At 48.2% G+C, this 16,529-nt stretch carries 13 protein-coding genes and 1 other RNA gene; 5 read left to right on the forward strand and 9 right to left on the reverse strand.

The window, feature by feature from the left end; genetic code table 11:
• Positions 1-148: 148 nt before the first annotated feature.
• The 5 genes from DFR42_RS20835 (at position 149) to DFR42_RS20855 (ending at position 6,544) form a co-directional block, all read left to right on the forward strand.
• Positions 149-2,542, forward strand: coding sequence for a glycoside hydrolase family 65 protein (locus DFR42_RS20835; protein WP_110256973.1), 2,394 nt, complete (start codon positions 149-151; stop codon positions 2,540-2,542).
• Complete coding sequence (gene pgmB, locus DFR42_RS20840; RefSeq protein WP_110256974.1) at positions 2,535-3,188, forward strand: beta-phosphoglucomutase; 654 nt, start codon at positions 2,535-2,537, stop codon at positions 3,186-3,188. Before DFR42_RS20835 ends, pgmB begins: the two co-directional genes overlap by 8 nt.
• A 74-nt stretch (positions 3,189-3,262) precedes the next feature.
• Positions 3,263-4,519: an MFS transporter gene (locus DFR42_RS20845; protein WP_110256975.1), complete on the forward strand. Its 1,257-nt coding sequence runs from the start codon at positions 3,263-3,265 to the stop codon at positions 4,517-4,519.
• An 86-nt stretch (positions 4,520-4,605) separates the two neighbouring features.
• Positions 4,606-5,613, forward strand: coding sequence for a substrate-binding domain-containing protein (locus tag DFR42_RS20850; RefSeq protein WP_110257121.1), 1,008 nt, complete (start codon positions 4,606-4,608; stop codon positions 5,611-5,613).
• Between the two features lie 259 nt (positions 5,614-5,872).
• Positions 5,873-6,544 carry a YajG family lipoprotein gene (locus DFR42_RS20855; protein ID WP_146218931.1) on the forward strand — a complete coding sequence of 224 codons (672 nt, stop codon included), beginning with the start codon at positions 5,873-5,875 and terminating at the stop codon, positions 6,542-6,544.
• Positions 6,545-6,684: 140 nt separating this feature from the next.
• On the opposite strand, the gene DFR42_RS20860 is transcribed toward DFR42_RS20855, so the two are convergent.
• The 9 genes from DFR42_RS20860 to DFR42_RS20905 form a co-directional block, all read right to left on the reverse strand.
• Complete coding sequence (locus tag DFR42_RS20860; RefSeq protein WP_110256977.1) at positions 6,685-8,781, reverse strand: di-heme-cytochrome C peroxidase; 2,097 nt, start codon at positions 8,779-8,781, stop codon at positions 6,685-6,687.
• 237 nt (positions 8,782-9,018) lie between these two features.
• Entirely contained in the window at positions 9,019-9,627 is a 609-nt protein-coding gene (locus DFR42_RS20865) for a hypothetical protein (protein ID WP_110256978.1), read from the reverse strand.
• A 716-nt stretch (positions 9,628-10,343) separates the two neighbouring features.
• Positions 10,344-10,865: a hypothetical protein gene (locus tag DFR42_RS20870; protein WP_110256979.1), complete on the reverse strand. Its 522-nt coding sequence runs from the start codon at positions 10,863-10,865 to the stop codon at positions 10,344-10,346.
• Positions 10,866-11,007: 142 nt separating this feature from the next.
• Positions 11,008-11,952, reverse strand: coding sequence for an HNH endonuclease (locus DFR42_RS20875; protein WP_170133615.1), 945 nt, complete (start codon positions 11,950-11,952; stop codon positions 11,008-11,010).
• A 687-nt stretch (positions 11,953-12,639) separates the two neighbouring features.
• Positions 12,640-12,999: a transfer-messenger RNA gene (gene ssrA / locus DFR42_RS20885) on the reverse strand.
• Positions 13,000-13,043: 44 nt separating this feature from the next.
• Positions 13,044-13,721: an HAD family hydrolase gene (locus DFR42_RS20890; RefSeq protein ID WP_110256982.1), complete on the reverse strand. Its 678-nt coding sequence runs from the start codon at positions 13,719-13,721 to the stop codon at positions 13,044-13,046.
• 52 nt (positions 13,722-13,773) lie between these two features.
• Positions 13,774-14,478, reverse strand: coding sequence for a bifunctional 2-polyprenyl-6-hydroxyphenol methylase/3-demethylubiquinol 3-O-methyltransferase UbiG (gene ubiG / locus DFR42_RS20895; protein ID WP_110256983.1), 705 nt, complete (start codon positions 14,476-14,478; stop codon positions 13,774-13,776).
• Positions 14,479-14,733: 255 nt separating this feature from the next.
• Positions 14,734-15,396 carry an outer membrane protein OmpA gene (gene ompA, locus DFR42_RS20900; protein WP_110256984.1) on the reverse strand — a complete coding sequence of 221 codons (663 nt, stop codon included), beginning with the start codon at positions 15,394-15,396 and terminating at the stop codon, positions 14,734-14,736.
• Between the two features lie 320 nt (positions 15,397-15,716).
• A complete protein-coding gene (locus tag DFR42_RS20905; protein ID WP_110256985.1) occupies positions 15,717-16,295 on the reverse strand; it encodes an OmpA family protein in 579 nt (192 codons plus the stop codon).
• Between the last annotated feature and the right edge of the window lie 234 nt (positions 16,296-16,529).

The raw sequence follows: 16,529 nt of genomic DNA on the forward strand, positions 1-16,529 counted from the left end.
CTGACTTTGCTTTAAAAATAAAAATTTAGTTTGTTGACTTTTAAAACCGGTTTAAATAGAATTAATTTGAATTTCAAACCGGTTTGAATAAATTTCTCAATATCAAATCCATCAAAATTAATCGCAATATTCAAGATCAAGAATAAAAATGAAGGACGACACTGTGCAAACAAGCGATGCCTTGCAACATCAATTTCCACTGGAAGGCTGGGGGATTACTGAAAACCAGCTCGATGACTGGCATCACCTGCTCAGCGAAACCCTGTTCGCGCTGGGAAATGGCTACATAGGCTTGCGCGGCACGGCAGAAGAAGGCAATCAAAGAACTGCGGCAGACTCTCTGAACGGCAGTTACCTCAACGGCTTTTATGAATCCGAATCCATACAGTATCCAGAAAACGCCTACGGCCTGGCGCGTACCAATCAATTCATGCTGAATGTGCCGAATGCCAAATGCCTGACCTTGATGCTGGAAGATGAGACTTTTGATTTGCAGCAAGGCAGGGTCGATAGCTACCAGCGCCATCTGGATTTTCGTACCGGATTGCTGACGCGCACCCTGCAATGGACATCTGACCAGGGACGCAGCTTACGCCTGCATAGCCAGCGTCTGGTCAGCTTTGAAAACAAGCATGTGTATGCGATGTCGTATGAAGTCACGCCTTTGAATTTTTCTGGCGAGATCAAACTGCTTTCTGCCATTGATGCCGCAGTAAAAAATATTACGGCTGGTGATGACCCGCGTGTAGGTTCAGCCATCAGTGGTCCTGTGCTGCACAAACTCGAAGTGAAGCAGGAAAATGATATCTCTGCCTTCTTGCACCGCACCCACAATAGTGGCCTTAGCCTGGCAACTGCGATGCAAAATCATTTGCAGACTGAGAGTTCCTACACCAGCAGCTTGCAGCAGGGTGATGACAAACTGGAGCAGCAATTCACCATCCGGGCAGTACAAGGGCAGATAATAAAGCTGGATAAATTTTGCAGCTATTTCTCATCCCGCGATTATCCGGCGGCGTCTTTGCTCTCACTCAGCCAGCAGGCACTAGGCAAAGTGCGTGAGCAAGGCTTCGCACAATTGGCCGCAAGCCAGCAAGCATATCTGGCTGACTTCTGGGCGCAAGCCGATGTGCACATCAGCGGTGACGCTGCCTTGCAGCAAGGCATACGCTTCAATATGTTTCACCTGCTGCAATCAGTAGGGCGCGATGGCAAGACCAATATTGCTGCCAAGGGCCTGACAGGCGAAGGCTATGAAGGCCATTATTTCTGGGATACAGAAATTTATATCTTCCCCTTCTTCCTCTACAACAAACCAGAGATCGCCAGGAAGCTACTTGAATACCGCTATCAATACCTGCCGCAAGCAAGAGAGCGTGCGCGTCAGATGTCGCATGCCAGCGGTGCACTCTACCCGTGGCGCACTATCGATGGTGAAGAATGTTCAGCCTACTTCCCGGCAGGCACCGCGCAATACCATATCAATGCTGACATTGCCTATTCCATCAAGCTGTATATGGATGCGACGGCAGACATGGATTTCTTGCTGACACAAGGAGCAGAAATCGTACTGGAAACTGCACGCCTGTGGATGGGCCTGGGCCATTACACCCGCTTGCCTGGTCATGACACGGATTCATTTTGCATTAACGAAGTGACCGGCCCTGACGAATACACGGCGCAAGTCAACAACAACTATTACACCAATGCCATGGCGCAAATGCACTTGCGTTTTGCCGCTGATATCGTCAGACAACTGCAGGCTGAGCACACGGAACAATTCGCTGAGCTCGCAGCAAAAATCCATCTGCAAGCGGATGAAGCAAATGCATGGCAACGTGCCGCCGATCTGATGGCTTTGCCTTACAACAAAGAGCGCGGCATCCATGAGCAGGACGACAGCTTTCTCAATAAAAAGGTATGGGATTTCGCCAATACACCCAAAGAAAATTATCCCCTGCTGTTGAATTACCATCCGCTGGTTATCTATCGCCATCAGGTTTGCAAACAGGCAGATGTAGTGCTGGCCTTGCTCTTGCTCAGTGACCAGTTCAGCCTTGATGACAAGCGCCGTGACTTTGATTTTTATGAGAAGGTCACGACGCATGATTCATCCCTGTCCACCTGCATCTTCAGCATCATCGCCGCAGAAGTCGGTTATCAGGACAAGGCCTATGACTACTTCATGCAAACCGCCAGGCTGGATCTGGATAATACCCATGGCAATACCCATTATGGTGTGCATACTGCTGCCATGGGTGGCACCTGGCTGGGTATTGCCTATGGCTTTGCCGGTATGCGCATCAAGAAGGGACAACTGAGCTTTGCTCCCGTTTTGCCCGTGCAATGGCAAGACTACCAGTTCCGTGTGCACTTCCAGGGGCAACTGTTGGAAATCACCGTGAACCAAACCCATGTCGAATATCGCCTTTTGCGCGGCACTGCATTGCAATTCCAGCATAGAGGGCAAAGCCTGCAAGTGACTGAGCAGCAAGCGATATGCAAAATATCACTGCATCAAGCGGAGTTGATCCATGCGTAAATACGATTATCGCGCTGTGATTTTTGATCTGGATGGCGTGCTGACAGACACCGCACACTACCACTACCTGGCCTGGAAAAAACTGGCTGAAAGTGTCGGTGCAAGTTTTGACGAGGCTTTCAATGAACAATTAAAAGGTGTCGATAGAATGGGGTCGCTGAACCTGATCCTGGCAGCATCCGGCAAAGACTTTAGCGATGCAGATAAACTGGCACTGGCAGATCAAAAAAACCTGCATTATCAAAGCCTGATCGCGCAATTGAGCCCGGCTGATTTATTGCCCGGTGCGGCAGAGTCCTTACAACAGATACGGGCTGCTGGTTTAAAAACTGCCTTGGCATCGGTCAGCAAAAATGCCCGGGCAGTCATTGAGCGACTGGGCATTGCAGGCGAGTTTGATGTCGTCGTCGATGCCGCAAAAATAAAGAATAGCAAACCAGACCCAGAAATTTTTCTAACCGCAGCAGCAGGGCTGGGCTTGACTGCCGACGAGTGTTTTGGAATCGAAGATTCCATAGCAGGCATACGCGCCATCAAATCTGCGAACATGTTTGCGCTAGGCATAGGCAGCCCGGTTGTACTGACCGGGGCAGATGTCGTCATCGCAGGCTTGCATCAGTTCAGTTTGCAGGATTATCTGAGGTAGGAGCAGTAAAAGCAGTAGCAGTAAAAACAAAACATAAAAAATAAGCAGTAAAAATAAAAAAGGCAGGAGACAACATGATCAATCAGGCTCAACACGCAGCCAGCAGGCGGCGCATTATTTTTGCGCTATTCCTGCTGTATTTTGTATTCGCCATCCTGCTCAACAGCGTGGGCACGGTGATACTGCAAGTCATCAAGACTTATGGCGTCAGCAAATCTGCTGCCAGCGTGCTGGAGGCTTTCAAGGATATTCCCATCAGCATAGTCTCGTTTTGCGTCGCATCTTTCCTGCCACGCCTGGGTTATAAATATGCGATGCTGACTGGCATGGCGATAGTCACAGTCAGCACGGCAGCCATGCCCTTGCTGCCAGGCTTTTTGATGACCAAGCTGCTGTTTCTCAGCGTGGGTGTTGCTTTTGCGCTCATCAAGGTATCTGTCTATGCGACCATAGGTTTGATCAGTGCGGACCGCAAGCAGCATGCTAGTCTGATGAATACGCTGGAAGGATTTTTCATGGTAGGCGTGCTCAGTGGTTACTGGATATTTGGCAATTTTATCGATGCCAACGATCCCGCCTCACCCGTCTGGTTGCAGGTCTACTGGTTGCTGGCGGGCTTGTGTGCTGTGACCTTCCTGCTGGTAGCCACAACCAGCTTCACCGAATTTGAAGCAAAGCTGTCTGTCAGTCACAGCAGCCTGCTTACCGATTTTGCCGATATGCTTAAACTGATGGCGCGTCCCCTCGTCTGTGTTTATATAATCTCGGCGTTTTTATACGTACTACTGGAGCAAGGCATAGGCACCTGGCTGCCCACCTTCAATAATGAAATCCTCAAAATGCCTGTGGACATGAGCGTGCAAGCCACCAGTATCTTTGCGGCTTGCCTGGCGATAGGCAGGCTGGGGGCAGGTGCTGTCATGCGCAAGCTGAACTGGTATCTGGTATTGAACATCTGCCTGATCAGCATGGCGGCGCTGGTCTTGCTGACGCTGCCCTTGACGCATAATATCGTCGCCAACCCTGATCTGCGCTGGAGCAATGCGCCGCTGGCGGCCTTCATCTTCCCCTTGATAGGCTTGTTCATGGCGCCGATTTATCCTGGCATTAATTCTGTCATGCTGAGCTCTTTGCCAACTAACCAGCATGCTGCCATGACGGGTTTGCTGGTCTTGTTTTCTGCTTTGGGTGGCACTAGCGGGTCCATGATTACTGGTTATGTGTTTGGTGCGATGAATGGGCAAACGGCGTTTTACCTGTCCTTGCTGCCCTTGAGTATCATCTTGCTGACCCTGTTTTTCTTTAAGCGAGCCATAGAGCGGGTGGACTGATCATGGGCGAACCGAGTGCGCGTGCACAAGTATATAATCCCAGCTTATTTCCAACTTAATCCATCTTTACCATTTGCCCTATGTCGATTACTTTAAAGGAGCTTGCTGCCAGCCTGGGTATGTCCAAGACCACGGTCAGCCGTGCCTTGAACGGCTACCCTGAGGTCGGTGAGCAGACGCGCAAAAAAGTATTGGCAGCAGCAGAGCAGCACGGTTATGAAGCCAACCCCATGGCGCGCAGCCTGGCCGTAGGCCGCACCAATGTGTTTGGCCTGATCTACCCCTTGCTGCCATCTGATCTGGGCGACCCCATGTTCCTGGGTGTTGTCGGCGGCATGGCCGAAGCGCTGGAAGCGCGCAAGATGAACCTGATGATCGCGCCTGTCTCGCCCGGCAATGAATTGCCTTCGTATGAGCAAATGGTCAAAGGCCGCCGTGTCGATGGCCTCATCGTCAGCCGCACAATGGTGCAAGACCCACGCATCGCTTATTTGTCCAGGCAGGGCTTTCCCTTCATTGCCCACGGCCGCACCCAGACCGATAAGCCCTATGCCTGGTTTGACTATGACAATGCCAATGGCATACGGCTGGCTGTGCAGCATTTGCTGGAACTTGGCCACCAGCGCATCAGCCTTATCAGCGCACCGCTGGAATTGAATTTTGCGCGCCAGCGTCGCACCAGTTTTGTCGAAGCCATGAGCAGTGCAGGCCTCGATATTGATACCCGCTACCTGATACAGGATGCCCTCGACAGGCGTAGCGGTTACCTGGCAGTGCAGCAGCTATTGAATTGTTCACCCAGACCCAGCGCCATCATCGTCGATAACCATCTCTCCGGCGTCGGTGCCATGCGCGCCCTGATGGATGCTGGCATTATCATAGGCCGCGACATCTCCGTCATCGTCTGGGGCAATATGGAAGACACCCTGGTCGGTGACCAGGTCACCACCATAGATCAGCCCGACCCAAGAGCCGCTGGCACCAAAATGAGTGAAATGCTGCTGGCCTTGATGAATGGCACCCCCGCAGCAGACTTGCAGGTCTTGTGGCAACCTGTCTTGCTGAAAGGCGCAACGACCGGACCATGTGTCTAAACCTTTGGTCTGCATCATGAACCCTCGATTGCCCGCATTTCTGTATCAAGCGCCAGCATACAGATGCTGCCCAACCGTCCCCGGATGATCAATTATTTGCCGCAAAAGCAAAGAAAATCGTCATAATACTGGCGATTTTTATCAATAATTGAATGCAATTTGTGAGAGATCAAGTTAATCAATTTGAACGTGATTGAAGATAAGGTCAGCCTTGCCTGCCGCTATGTTCATATTTCCTCAATACTTTTTACTGCCATCCATGTTAAATACAAAATATCTTGCCATCCCCTTATTGTTGGTATCTGCCATACTGACTGGCTGTGCTACCAGTCGCAGTGAAGTCAAGTTGTCGACAACTACCGCAACAACGCAGTCGGCTGAAGCAATCAGTGCCAGCAATGGGCGTACGGTTTACATTCGCTCCGTCAGAGATGAACGTGTTTTTGAAGAAGCACCTAAAGAACCAAGCACACCTTCATTGGGTTATGAAGGCGGCAAAGGATCGCCAGAGTTGATCAAGGCAAAAGCGATTGCGCGCAAACGCAATACCTTTGGCAAGGCCATGGGCGATGTATTGCTGGGAGAAGGCCAGACGGTAACCAGCGTAGTCAAAAGTGACCTGAGGAATGCACTGGTAAAAGCGGGCTATCGTGTCGAAGAAATAGATGCAAGCCGTCCCGACATGCTAGTCCTGGATGTGCATATCAAACAATTCTGGGCATGGTTTCAACCAGGTTTCTGGGCGATCAAACTCAATGCCAATATAGAGACGGTGATCGATGTTTCCGGTTTCAGCTCAACGACAGTGAGCGTACATACCGAAGACTCCAGACAAGTTGCCACTGATAGCGCCTGGATAGAAGCAGTCGATAAAGGTCGCAAGGCATATGAGGCTGAAGCCACGCTGAAACTCAAAAGCCTGCAAAAATAAATGATGCACCGGCGCAGGGAAATACCCTGCTCCAAAACCAGCATGTCGGAAAACCATGCATTATTTCCGACATGCCATGTAAAGCTCTTCATCTGCTGGCAACTGGCCTTCAGTAGTCAGGTAGTCAGATAGTCAGATACTTATAAACTCTTCAGGTATTCCAGCAAGTCCAGTCTTTGCTGTTTCGTCAGCTTGGGCAAATCACTGGATTCCTTGGGTAGTTTTGTGTCAGCTTCATGCACACAAGTTGGCTTGGGTAACTCGCCGGGGCCTCTGGGCGTCAGAGTGCCATAGTCATGCCCACAGTTACTGTTACCATGTAACCTGGTATCGAAGTTATAGCCTTCATAACCGCTACTCTTCATGCCAACTTTTTCTGCGTCAAGTTCACGTGAACCCACTTTGAATATTGTGGGACGGCACTCAGCATCTTGTGGATCAGTGGGGCAAATTGATGGCAACAGCAAATCATACAGCGTAGGCACAGAACCATTATGCAGATAAGGACCGGTTGCCCATATGCCATTTAATGAACGCCCCTTATAGGCTTGCAGTGAAGAGTAGGGCGTCATTGTCGTGTCAGGCTTGTAGTCGCCATGCTTGTTCGAATCATGGATTTCATTGCCGAACAAGGCCTGGATAATATTGTGCAGCCACTCAGACCAGCGACGTATAAAACCCTTGTCTGCATCTGGCGTGGTTACGACGCCCAGCGTTGCTTTGGTCAGCAAGGCAGCAATAGGCGCTTTTTTATCCAGCAAGACATCGCCTACGCCAGCGCCCACATACTGATTGCGCAAGATGCCCGAATACCCCAGGTAATCGACACTGTTGTTCGCCATGGTTGGGTCAGTGCCGATTTTTTCCAGTTGCATCATATTGGCCACTACGCGACGTTGTGGTGATCTGCTATCTATCTCAGCATGACAGCTGACGCAATACTTGGCAAACAAGACCTTGCCACTTTTAATGCGGGTCTGGTCCAGCTTGCCCAGGATCTCTTCCGGCCATTTGGGTGACTGCAGTTCCGTCAGCTGGTTTTCTATGCGACGCAAGTTCTGGGTGTTGACTGAGCTGTCATACTCAACCACCTTCTTGGTCCAGCCTTGTCCAGCGAGTAAAGAGGTAAGAGAAAAACGCTTGCCCTCATGCCAGTCCAGAGAGCCAAATACACCTATCACTTCACCAGTATTCCGACCCAGCGGCCCAAGCCCACCATTGCCACCCAGTCCATTCCATTGTACATAATCATGCTGGGCAATATCCCATAAGAAAGGATAGCTGACAGGTGCATCCCCCTTGATGAATAACTCGCGCCTGAGTTTGGCGATATTCTTTTCCGTAGTCGCGACTCTTTCTATGATCTTGTCGCGGTCAGCAGAACTGATGTCCTGGCCTATACCCTCCAGTGCTGCTTTTACTTCTTCTTCGCTCAAGACATTTTCCAGTACTTCTTTAAGCTGCTGGCGGTTCAGCAAATGTTCCAGCGTGCGGTTGTAGATGCGGCCAAAAGCATCCAGCCGCGCATAGCCATAATCGACAGCGCTACGGTTGATAATGTTGTAGCTGGTCAGGCGCAGGGTATAGGTTTTAATATCGGCAATCACATCTGCTTCACTGCTATATGCACCAAGCTTCATGACGGCGTTGACAAAGCGTTGTTGCACATCGGGTTTGTCCCTGACGGCAGTCATCGCTGCGGTCAGGCCATTGAGAAAGCCCTGCATGTCAGCACTGGCCGGGCCACCATCGATGCGCATGCCCGTACCCTTGAAATTGACTTGCGCAGTATGGCAAGCCGCACAGGTAAAGCCCATGTAATCCTTGCCCAGATAATTGTCTTTGACAAAGCCCACAGGCAGGGCATCAGGATTGCTGGAAGTCTTTTTCTGCGGCAGATAACGATAAGAATTGATGTTCTCATCACTGCGAAACAACACCGGCTTGTCAGCCTGTTCCAGCACCAGGAAAAAATCATAAGGCAGCAAATTCGAACCCTGCGTCGTCGTATAAAACCACAGACTCTGCTCAGGCTTCCAGTTCTGCTCCAGATAAACAATCTTGCCCGCACTGTCACCAAACACATCCTGCTTGACTGTCATCGCACCGCGATCAGGATCGCTATCAGACACTTCCCATCTTTGGGCCAAAGTGATGATCAGAGGCGGGATGATAAACAGCAAAGCCAGCAGCAAGAAGCCATGCCATATCTTGAATTTTATTTTTGGAAGTTTCATGACAGCTCCCTGAATGGAAAGTCGCGGGAAATCCGGTGAATTGGAGATTTATGATTGTATTTTTTGCATGCTTATATTTTAAGTGTTTTTTGATAAATTGCAGTGCATTTGTATTGGATGTATATTTTTAGCAACGGAAAATGAGGGCGCAGTGCGGGAAGGAAGCATGCTGTTTCTCAGCAGCATGCTTATATTGCGATACGAGGAATTTCCAGAAAAATGTACTGCGTACAGCTTTTAGATAAGAAAGTAAGCAATGCAGCAAAAAGCGAGCAGCATAAACGGCAAGCCAAACAAGGCTAACTTTGCAAAACCGGTTTGCTGTGGCCGGACTGGAAACCCGAGCTCAAGAAAAGAAAATGTCACGCCCCGGCCAGTCCTGTACTCTAGATTCCACAATAAACCCGCGCTCAGATAAAGCACTGAGGATGCATAAATATTGACATCCCAGGTCATAGGGTACTGGCCATCCCTGATTAGCAGATACAAGTCATAACACCAGCTCGCAGAAAGCATCCATAGACCAATCGCTACCAGCACGTGCCTGACTCTGGATTTGCCCCGTATCCCCAAATAGATCGTTCCAACGGCCCATGGTGCAGTCAGAAATGTAAGCACGGACATCATCGCGGCATCAATATAATCCCAGGTCGGATCAGCCGTGTAAGGTGCAACGACTGTAATGCCGATAGCCGCTACGCTGAAAGTGATCAGCTTCCAGGGCACGAGCAGAAATGATTTATAGGCGTGCAATGGAAAGGACTTGCGGTCAGACGCGTATAGCCAGACGCAAAGGATGCAGTAACTGATCCAGGTGTAGAGATAAAATTCAAGTTCTGTCGACATGGATTTTTATGCGGGATTTATTCACCAGGACTCTGTGACGGGGTGAGGATCACCAAAGAAATATGGGCTCTGTTCTGATTGAAATATCCTTTGATTCCAGCGTGCTGCGAAGTGCCAGCACTTCTTGAGCTCGAATCGATACAGCAACAGGTATGCCGAAGTCTACAATCTCCCTGGCTTTTAGCGTGCCTATTGATAAGGCTATTGCGAGTCTTGAGATAAGCGGCAGCCGGTCAAGTGAGCCTGAGTATATCCATACAGTGTACTGATTGTTATCGTGTAACGCAGTATTGTGGTTTGTAGTCACAACACACCAGGCACATCGCGTGCATTGCAAACCTGCTGTTGAATCCAGGCCGAACGTAGTGAGGCTGCCGCCACAGTCGTGGCAGATGTTGCCTTCATCAATTGTTTGCATTAGGTATGGGATATACAAAAAGAGTCACAGACACATTGCTCCTGCAATTATGCAGCATTTCTTTCATCTGCCTGAAACAAGGGAAGTAGCAAAGTACGCCACAGATCCACACATTCTTTTTGATACTCAGTCTGTTCAGAGTTATGTAGAATAGCTTGTGTTCCATAGCACCTGGCAGTAGGCTTAGAGGCGCAAGATATCAAGTTGAGTGCTGTTCATTTTGCAGAATCCATTGATAGTTACTGCATCTTAATATTTTCAAATGAATGGTCGAGCCCTATGCAAGAGGCTTCTAACTTCAAAAATTAAAGAATCCAGGATTCTGAATATATCCAACGAAGTAATCGTTTAAGCCAATACCTGAGATAAATTGATGGCTGTAAATTCCATTGTGCATGGAATAAATCACTATAGTTTTAGCTTCTCCAATCGAGCATTCCCAATTTTTACTATCCCAAACATTACATCCGTCTAATTCAAACAATGGCACAGATTGGCTGCGTGGATCTTGTTCAACAACTCGAATTAACGCCCGCTTCTCCATGGGTGAAAGGCGAAATTCATAAATACCTGCCTCAGCGGTCGCTCCTTTACATTTTCCAATTACTTTGGGTTCAAAACCATCGAGGCAACGAGTCTGCTTTACTCGAACAATGAAAGGTGAGTTTTGCTTTTCAGAATAGCAACCAGCTAAAGGCAGCATAAAGACAATCATTGCTAGTGTTAAAATGTTGCTTTTCAGATATTTGAATGATGCTGAGAAATTCTGCGCGAGCGCAATATTGCACTTGAGCATTACAAGAAAAAGCATCCTCTTCATTTTTCTCTAGCCTCTGACTATAGTGTGATTCTCAATTGAGGTGACGCCAAAGTTTTTTGTAATCCTTGTACGTTTGATTATAGTTCTCCGCGCATCAATGATTGAGGGGAACTTGATGTGTTCCTTCTAATGCCTTTCCAAATCACACTAATTTAGAACCTTTGGAGCGGTTGCATTTCCAGCACAAAGTTTGCAGGTTGTTTTCAGATGTTATACCACCTTTTGATAAAGGTATTATGTGGTCTATTTCTAATAAGAGATGTTTTTCATTGTGAGCCGAAATTCCACAAGTCCGACACGTATGATTGTCTCTTTCTTTAATGCTTTCCCTTAAACGAGAAGTCATTAAAGCTCTTTGGCCCGCTACGCTGTTTCTGAATTTTATTAATGAGCTTAAATAGTCAATAAATCGGTCTAAATTATTGACGTCCATTTTTATGTCGCATTTTGAAGAGCTATTTCCACCTGCAGAAACATATTGAAAAGTATAGATGGGGAAATACAAGTCACTTAAATCAATTTCTTCAAAACCTAACTCTTTAATCAATCTTTTTTTACTAAAGGAGAATATTAAAGAAGGAATTGATGTTTTGAGGTTTGTTATTATCAGATCTCTTTCCGCTTTCACTAACAACTTACCTTGTTCAGCAGCTGCAAAATCATTTAATACAGCTTCAAAATTTGATAATGCTTCTTCGTTTGCCTTGATATCAAAGTATTTGCAAAGATATTTAAATGGTTGGTCGTTTGCGTTCTTACAAACGCTTAACGAGCAGTTGTGAACATAATTGTTTTTAATGCTTTTATTCCATTCTGTTCTTTTAAAATTATAGTTACTGCCATCTTGCAGAGTGCTATGTCCGTAGTCCTGAGAGGTTACATCTACATATGCATTTTTTAATTCTTGTATGTGATGGTTTAGCTCATTACAATTTTTTGTATATTCTTCTATGCTCTTCTTAAGTTTTTTAAATTTTTCACCTGAAAAATAGGAAAAACTATAGACCTGATAAAGCACGAGTACTCCAAAAATCACAGCGATTAAAATGCCGACGGGTTGTGCCATGGCTACTATCGTGTCTTTCATGATTAAAACTATGAATGCTAATATTCCAAATAAAACTGGCGGCATTTTCATCTAAATTTTCTCTTCTTTATTTTTACGCTTCATTTTTCGATAAGCGTTCATCTATTTAGCAGAAACGAAAAATATGATCCGCAAGCATTTTGCTGCGAATAAATTTTGTCGAATTGGACTAACACAAGGCATTTTTTTCGGATGCAATTATATCGTAGCATTTGAGACTGAAACTATCAGCTGCGGAGTAATGATAGCAATGAGCGAGGCCGACTTTATCAAACTTCAAAAACTTGATAAAGGACTTCAATTTGCTTAGTAGTGTGTAGTTAGCGTGGCAGCCAATGCCAACACGTGACGCGTGAATTTGGCCATGAGGACTGTGGCTTCACAAAACAAAAAAAGCCACCCAATAAATTGGATGGCTTTTGATATTCTGGTGGAGTCGGCGGGAATCGGCCATCCTGGCCAGCCATGGCGCTTGCATGCGCCATGTCGCTCGTGGGCTCGCCGCATGCGGCTCGAAACCCCTGATCTCCACTTCGCAGCTTGCAAGCTGTTCAGATTCGTGAGGCAGATAACAGCACGCAGGTGCTGTTATCTGTCCGCACTCATCCCCGCGTCCCGCAGGTTCGTTTCCCATCAAATCAACAAAAATAAAAAACCACCCGATGAAGCTGGGTGGTTTTACATTTTTGGTGGAGTCGGCGGGAATCGAACCCGCGTCCAGAAGCACTCTACAGACAGTTCTACATACTTAGTGCTGCCATTTGATTTAATCCTGACGACGCGGACGCACACGCTGCGGCAGGACGAGTTACCTATTATTTAATCGAGAGTCAAGTAACCCGGCTCAAGACGATTCCATATGAATGTCCTTACTGCTGTTGCCAGCCCACCCTATGGACGAAGTGGTGTAAGGTTAGCCGGTATTAAGCGGCTAATGCGTACGAGTTATCGTTTGCAGTTATATAGTTCAGATTGTATTTACGAGGTAGTCTGGCCTCGGTATGCCCTGCGCTGCTTTGCAACCCCTGTCGAAACCTGGTCGACCCCTAAGCATTGCTAGTATATCCCATATGTGGCCCCTTACGGAAGATTCAAGAGCCTGCTACCTGTAAATGTTTGGCGCGTACCAGTTCCAGTAGTTCCAGCGGGCTGTCGATGATGGCGTCGGCTTTCCAGTGTTTGGGCTCAGTGGCGCCACAATAACCCCAGGCGGCAGCGACGCTGGTCATGCCTGCGGCTTCGGCAGCCTGGATGTCGCGCAGGTCGTCACCTACGTACCAGCAGTTTTCTGAGCGTATGCCCAACTGCCTTGCCGCTTCCAGCAAGGGGGCAGGGTGGGGTTTTGAGTGGGGGGTGGTGTCGCCGGAGATGACGCAGCGTGCCTCTTGCAAATCCAGCAGCGGTATCAGCGGGCGGGTAAAGCGCATGGCCTTGTTGGTGACTATGCCCCATGATACGCCCATCACATCCAGGCCGCGCAGCAGATCAGGCACTTGCTTGAACAGCTTGCTGTGGACGGCGATGGCAGATTCATACTGATTCAAAAATTCAATACGCATGGCTTCGTAGTCGGGGTGTTCTGGCTTGATGCCAAAACCCGCGCCCAGCAAACCACGTGCACCGGCCGATGCGTGGGGGCGCAGGCTTTGGTAATGAACTGGTGCCAGTTGGCGGTTTTCACGCATGACATTGACTGCAGCAGCCAGGTCAGGGGCAGTGTCTGCCAGCGTACCGTCGAGGTCAAACAGGATTGCTTGTGGAGTTTGCATAATAAAAAATCAAAAGCGCGCCTTCATGATGCATGAAGACGATTTGTTAGTTTCACAGCGGGCGTGTACAGGCAACCATGTAGTTGACACTGGTATCGGCATTGAGTGAATAGATTTGGGTGAGGGGGTTGTAACTCAAGCCCTTCATGGCATGTAATTCTAGGCCTGCATTGCGTATGTCTTGTGACAATTCTGCAGGCGTGATGAACTTGGCATAGTCATGCGTGCCTTTGGGCAGCATTTGCAGCAGATATTCTGCACCGATGACGGCGAACAAATAGGCCTTGGCATTGCGGTTCAGTGTCGAAAAAAATACATGGCCACCGGGTTTCACCATCTTGGCACAGGCTTTGATGATGGATGCCGGGTCAGGCACGTGTTCCAGCATTTCCATGCAGGTGACGACATCAAACTGGCCAGCTTCTGCCTCTGCCATGTCTTCTGCCGCGATTTTTTTATAGCGTACACTCACGCCGGATTCGAGGCCGTGCAGGTCAGCCACCTTGAGTGCCTTGTCCGACAGGTCTATGCCAGTAACAGTTGCGCCTTTTTTCGCCATGGATTCTGCCAGGATGCCGCCGCCACAACCTACGTCTATGACTTGTTTGCCCGCCAGCGGTGCGCGCTGGTTGATCCATTCCAGGCGCAGGGGGTTGATTTCATGCAGTGGTTTGAATTCGGAGCTGGGGTCCCACCAGCGATGGGCAAGTTCACTAAATTTCTGGATTTCTGCGGGATCAGCGTTCAAGGTCGACATGATGTGGTTTGAAGTGCCGGGTCAGGGCATGAGCTGCGAAACCGCTATTGTAGGCGATTAAGGCTGATATCGCATTGGCGAAAAACAAACACGGGATGGAAATGGTTTTGGTGTGATGCTGTGAAGAGGATGGCGAGAGGAAGAGGTGGGGATTAAGTCCGGGTGAAATGAGGTGGATGAAATAAGTCAGCGCTGACGCAAATAAAAAAACCCGCCGAAGCGGGTTTCTCAGAAGTCAGGCTTCTATTGCTGCTATTACTTAACGTTGCGTGTACCAACAACTTCGATCTCAACGCGACGGTTTTTAGCGCGACCATCAGCTGTTTTGTTGTCAGCTACTGGTTGTTTTTTGCCTTTGCCTTCAGTGTAAACACGGTTGGCTTCGATACCTTTGCTTACCAGGTAAGCTTTGACTGCTTCAGCGCGACGGATAGACAATTTTTGGTTGTATTCTTCGGAGCCTACAGAGTCAGTGTGACCAACAGCGATCACAACTTCCAGATTGATGGATTTCAATTTGGATGCCATGTCGTCGAGTTTGACTTTAGCTTCTGGTTTCAGAACTGCTTTGTCAAAATCAAAGAATGCATCAGCTGCGAACGTTACTTTTTCAGAAGTAGGTGCAGGTGGTGCAACTGGTGCTGGTGGTGTAACTGGTGCTACAGCTGGAGCAGGTGTTGCTACAACTGGTGCTGGTGGTTGTACCAATGGTGCGTCGCAACCTGGAACTGCGTCAGCAGGAGTCCAGTAGCCTGTACGCCAGCACAGACCAAATGGGTCACGTGCAATTACACCGCGACCATCTTGTACATAGGCGCTGTGTGGCTTGTTAGCCATGATATCGGTGATTTGTTGTGCGGAAGCAGAAAAGGATGCTACTGCGGACGCTGCGATAACGAGCTTGACTAAATTTTTCATATTTCTCCTCTCGGGTGAGATTATTACCGCAGATGAACTGCGCGAAATTACTGCATAAAACCAGATATTAACACGGCGATGATGACATTACTATTTCGTCAAACACCATCACTGCCATTTATCAACATTCGTTCTATTTTGCCATATTTAGCAAGTTTACGACGAAAATTGTTAAATCGGCAAAGTTACAGTTAGTTAAATATGTCGCATTTTGGCAACGAAATATGCACTTTGGCAAGTTAATACCAGTTTCAAGGAGGGAAATGTTTATTTCCGTCCTTTCCGCATGCTGTTGTTTCTCTATGGATATATGTTGAATCTTATTTTGCCAGGCCACGTCCTTCTATGACGATGCGACGGTTAGGGGCCAGGCATTCTGCCAGTTTTGCCTTTGGCAGTTTGTCATCGCAAGCCTTGATTTGCTGGGTTTTACCCATGCCCATGGTATCCATAGGGGCATTCAGGCCCTTGCTGGTCAGATAGGCGACGACGGCATCTGCATTCTTTTCAGATAATTTCTGGGTTTGCGCATGGTTGCCGATCAGGTCGGTATGACCACTGACGACAATCAGGTCAACTTTGGCGCAAGCGGCCAGCTTGGGGATGACTTCATTGTCTATGCGCTCTTTGCCCTTGTTATTCAGTACAGATAACTGCGCGGATTTCTTGTGTTCAAAAATTTCATCGCTTTGCAAGGTAAGGGCAAAGTCACAGCGCTTGGGTGGCGCTGGAGGCGTTGGTGGAACAGGCGCCACTGCTGGCGCTGGCGGTGACATTGGCGCAGCAACTGGGGCAGACGCTTCTGCGCTTTGTGCAGACGATGCGGGTGCACTGGCCTGAGCGAGGGCGATAGTAGCAGGCAGGGCAAATGCTGCGAGCACGCAAATTTTCTTTAACATGGTTGTCTCCGGGTTAATTATTCTAGGGGGTATTTTTTATTATGTTTTTGATTAAATCATAAAAATTTGCCAGCAGGCTGTCATTTGAATGACAGTGTTGCAGTCCACCTGGCCTGTGTTCCGGCCCTGTTTTGCCACTATTTGCCGAGTTTGGCTGACTTAATTGCTATAAATGGAATTCAGCATAACAGGCATGTTAGAATCAAGAGTTAAACGTCAGTCTTTAATAGTCTT

Origin of the sequence: Undibacterium pigrum (assembly GCF_003201815.1) — a bacterium.
In the GTDB taxonomy this organism is placed as follows: domain Bacteria; phylum Pseudomonadota; class Gammaproteobacteria; order Burkholderiales; family Burkholderiaceae_D; genus Undibacterium; species Undibacterium pigrum.

Excerpts from the sequence above, each read along its gene's own strand:
- ubiG (WP_110256983.1), bottom strand. The coding sequence starts at position 14,478 with ATGTCGACCTTGAACGCTGATCCCGCAGAAATCCAGAAATTTAGTGAA.
- DFR42_RS20905 (WP_110256985.1), bottom strand. The coding sequence starts at position 16,295 with ATGTTAAAGAAAATTTGCGTGCTCGCAGCATTTGCCCTGCCTGCTACT.
- DFR42_RS20860 (WP_110256977.1), bottom strand. The coding sequence starts at position 8,781 with ATGAAACTTCCAAAAATAAAATTCAAGATATGGCATGGCTTCTTGCTG.
- DFR42_RS20865 (WP_110256978.1), bottom strand. The coding sequence starts at position 9,627 with ATGTCGACAGAACTTGAATTTTATCTCTACACCTGGATCAGTTACTGC.
- DFR42_RS20875 (WP_170133615.1), bottom strand. The coding sequence starts at position 11,952 with ATGAAAGACACGATAGTAGCCATGGCACAACCCGTCGGCATTTTAATC.
- DFR42_RS20890 (WP_110256982.1), bottom strand. The coding sequence starts at position 13,721 with ATGCAAACTCCACAAGCAATCCTGTTTGACCTCGACGGTACGCTGGCA.
- DFR42_RS20845 (WP_110256975.1), top strand. The coding sequence starts at position 3,263 with ATGATCAATCAGGCTCAACACGCAGCCAGCAGGCGGCGCATTATTTTT.
- DFR42_RS20870 (WP_110256979.1), bottom strand. The coding sequence starts at position 10,865 with ATGAAGAGGATGCTTTTTCTTGTAATGCTCAAGTGCAATATTGCGCTC.
- pgmB (WP_110256974.1), top strand. The coding sequence starts at position 2,535 with ATGCGTAAATACGATTATCGCGCTGTGATTTTTGATCTGGATGGCGTG.
- ompA (WP_110256984.1), bottom strand. The coding sequence starts at position 15,396 with ATGAAAAATTTAGTCAAGCTCGTTATCGCAGCGTCCGCAGTAGCATCC.
- DFR42_RS20835 (WP_110256973.1), top strand. The coding sequence starts at position 149 with ATGAAGGACGACACTGTGCAAACAAGCGATGCCTTGCAACATCAATTT.
- DFR42_RS20855 (WP_146218931.1), top strand. The coding sequence starts at position 5,873 with ATGTTAAATACAAAATATCTTGCCATCCCCTTATTGTTGGTATCTGCC.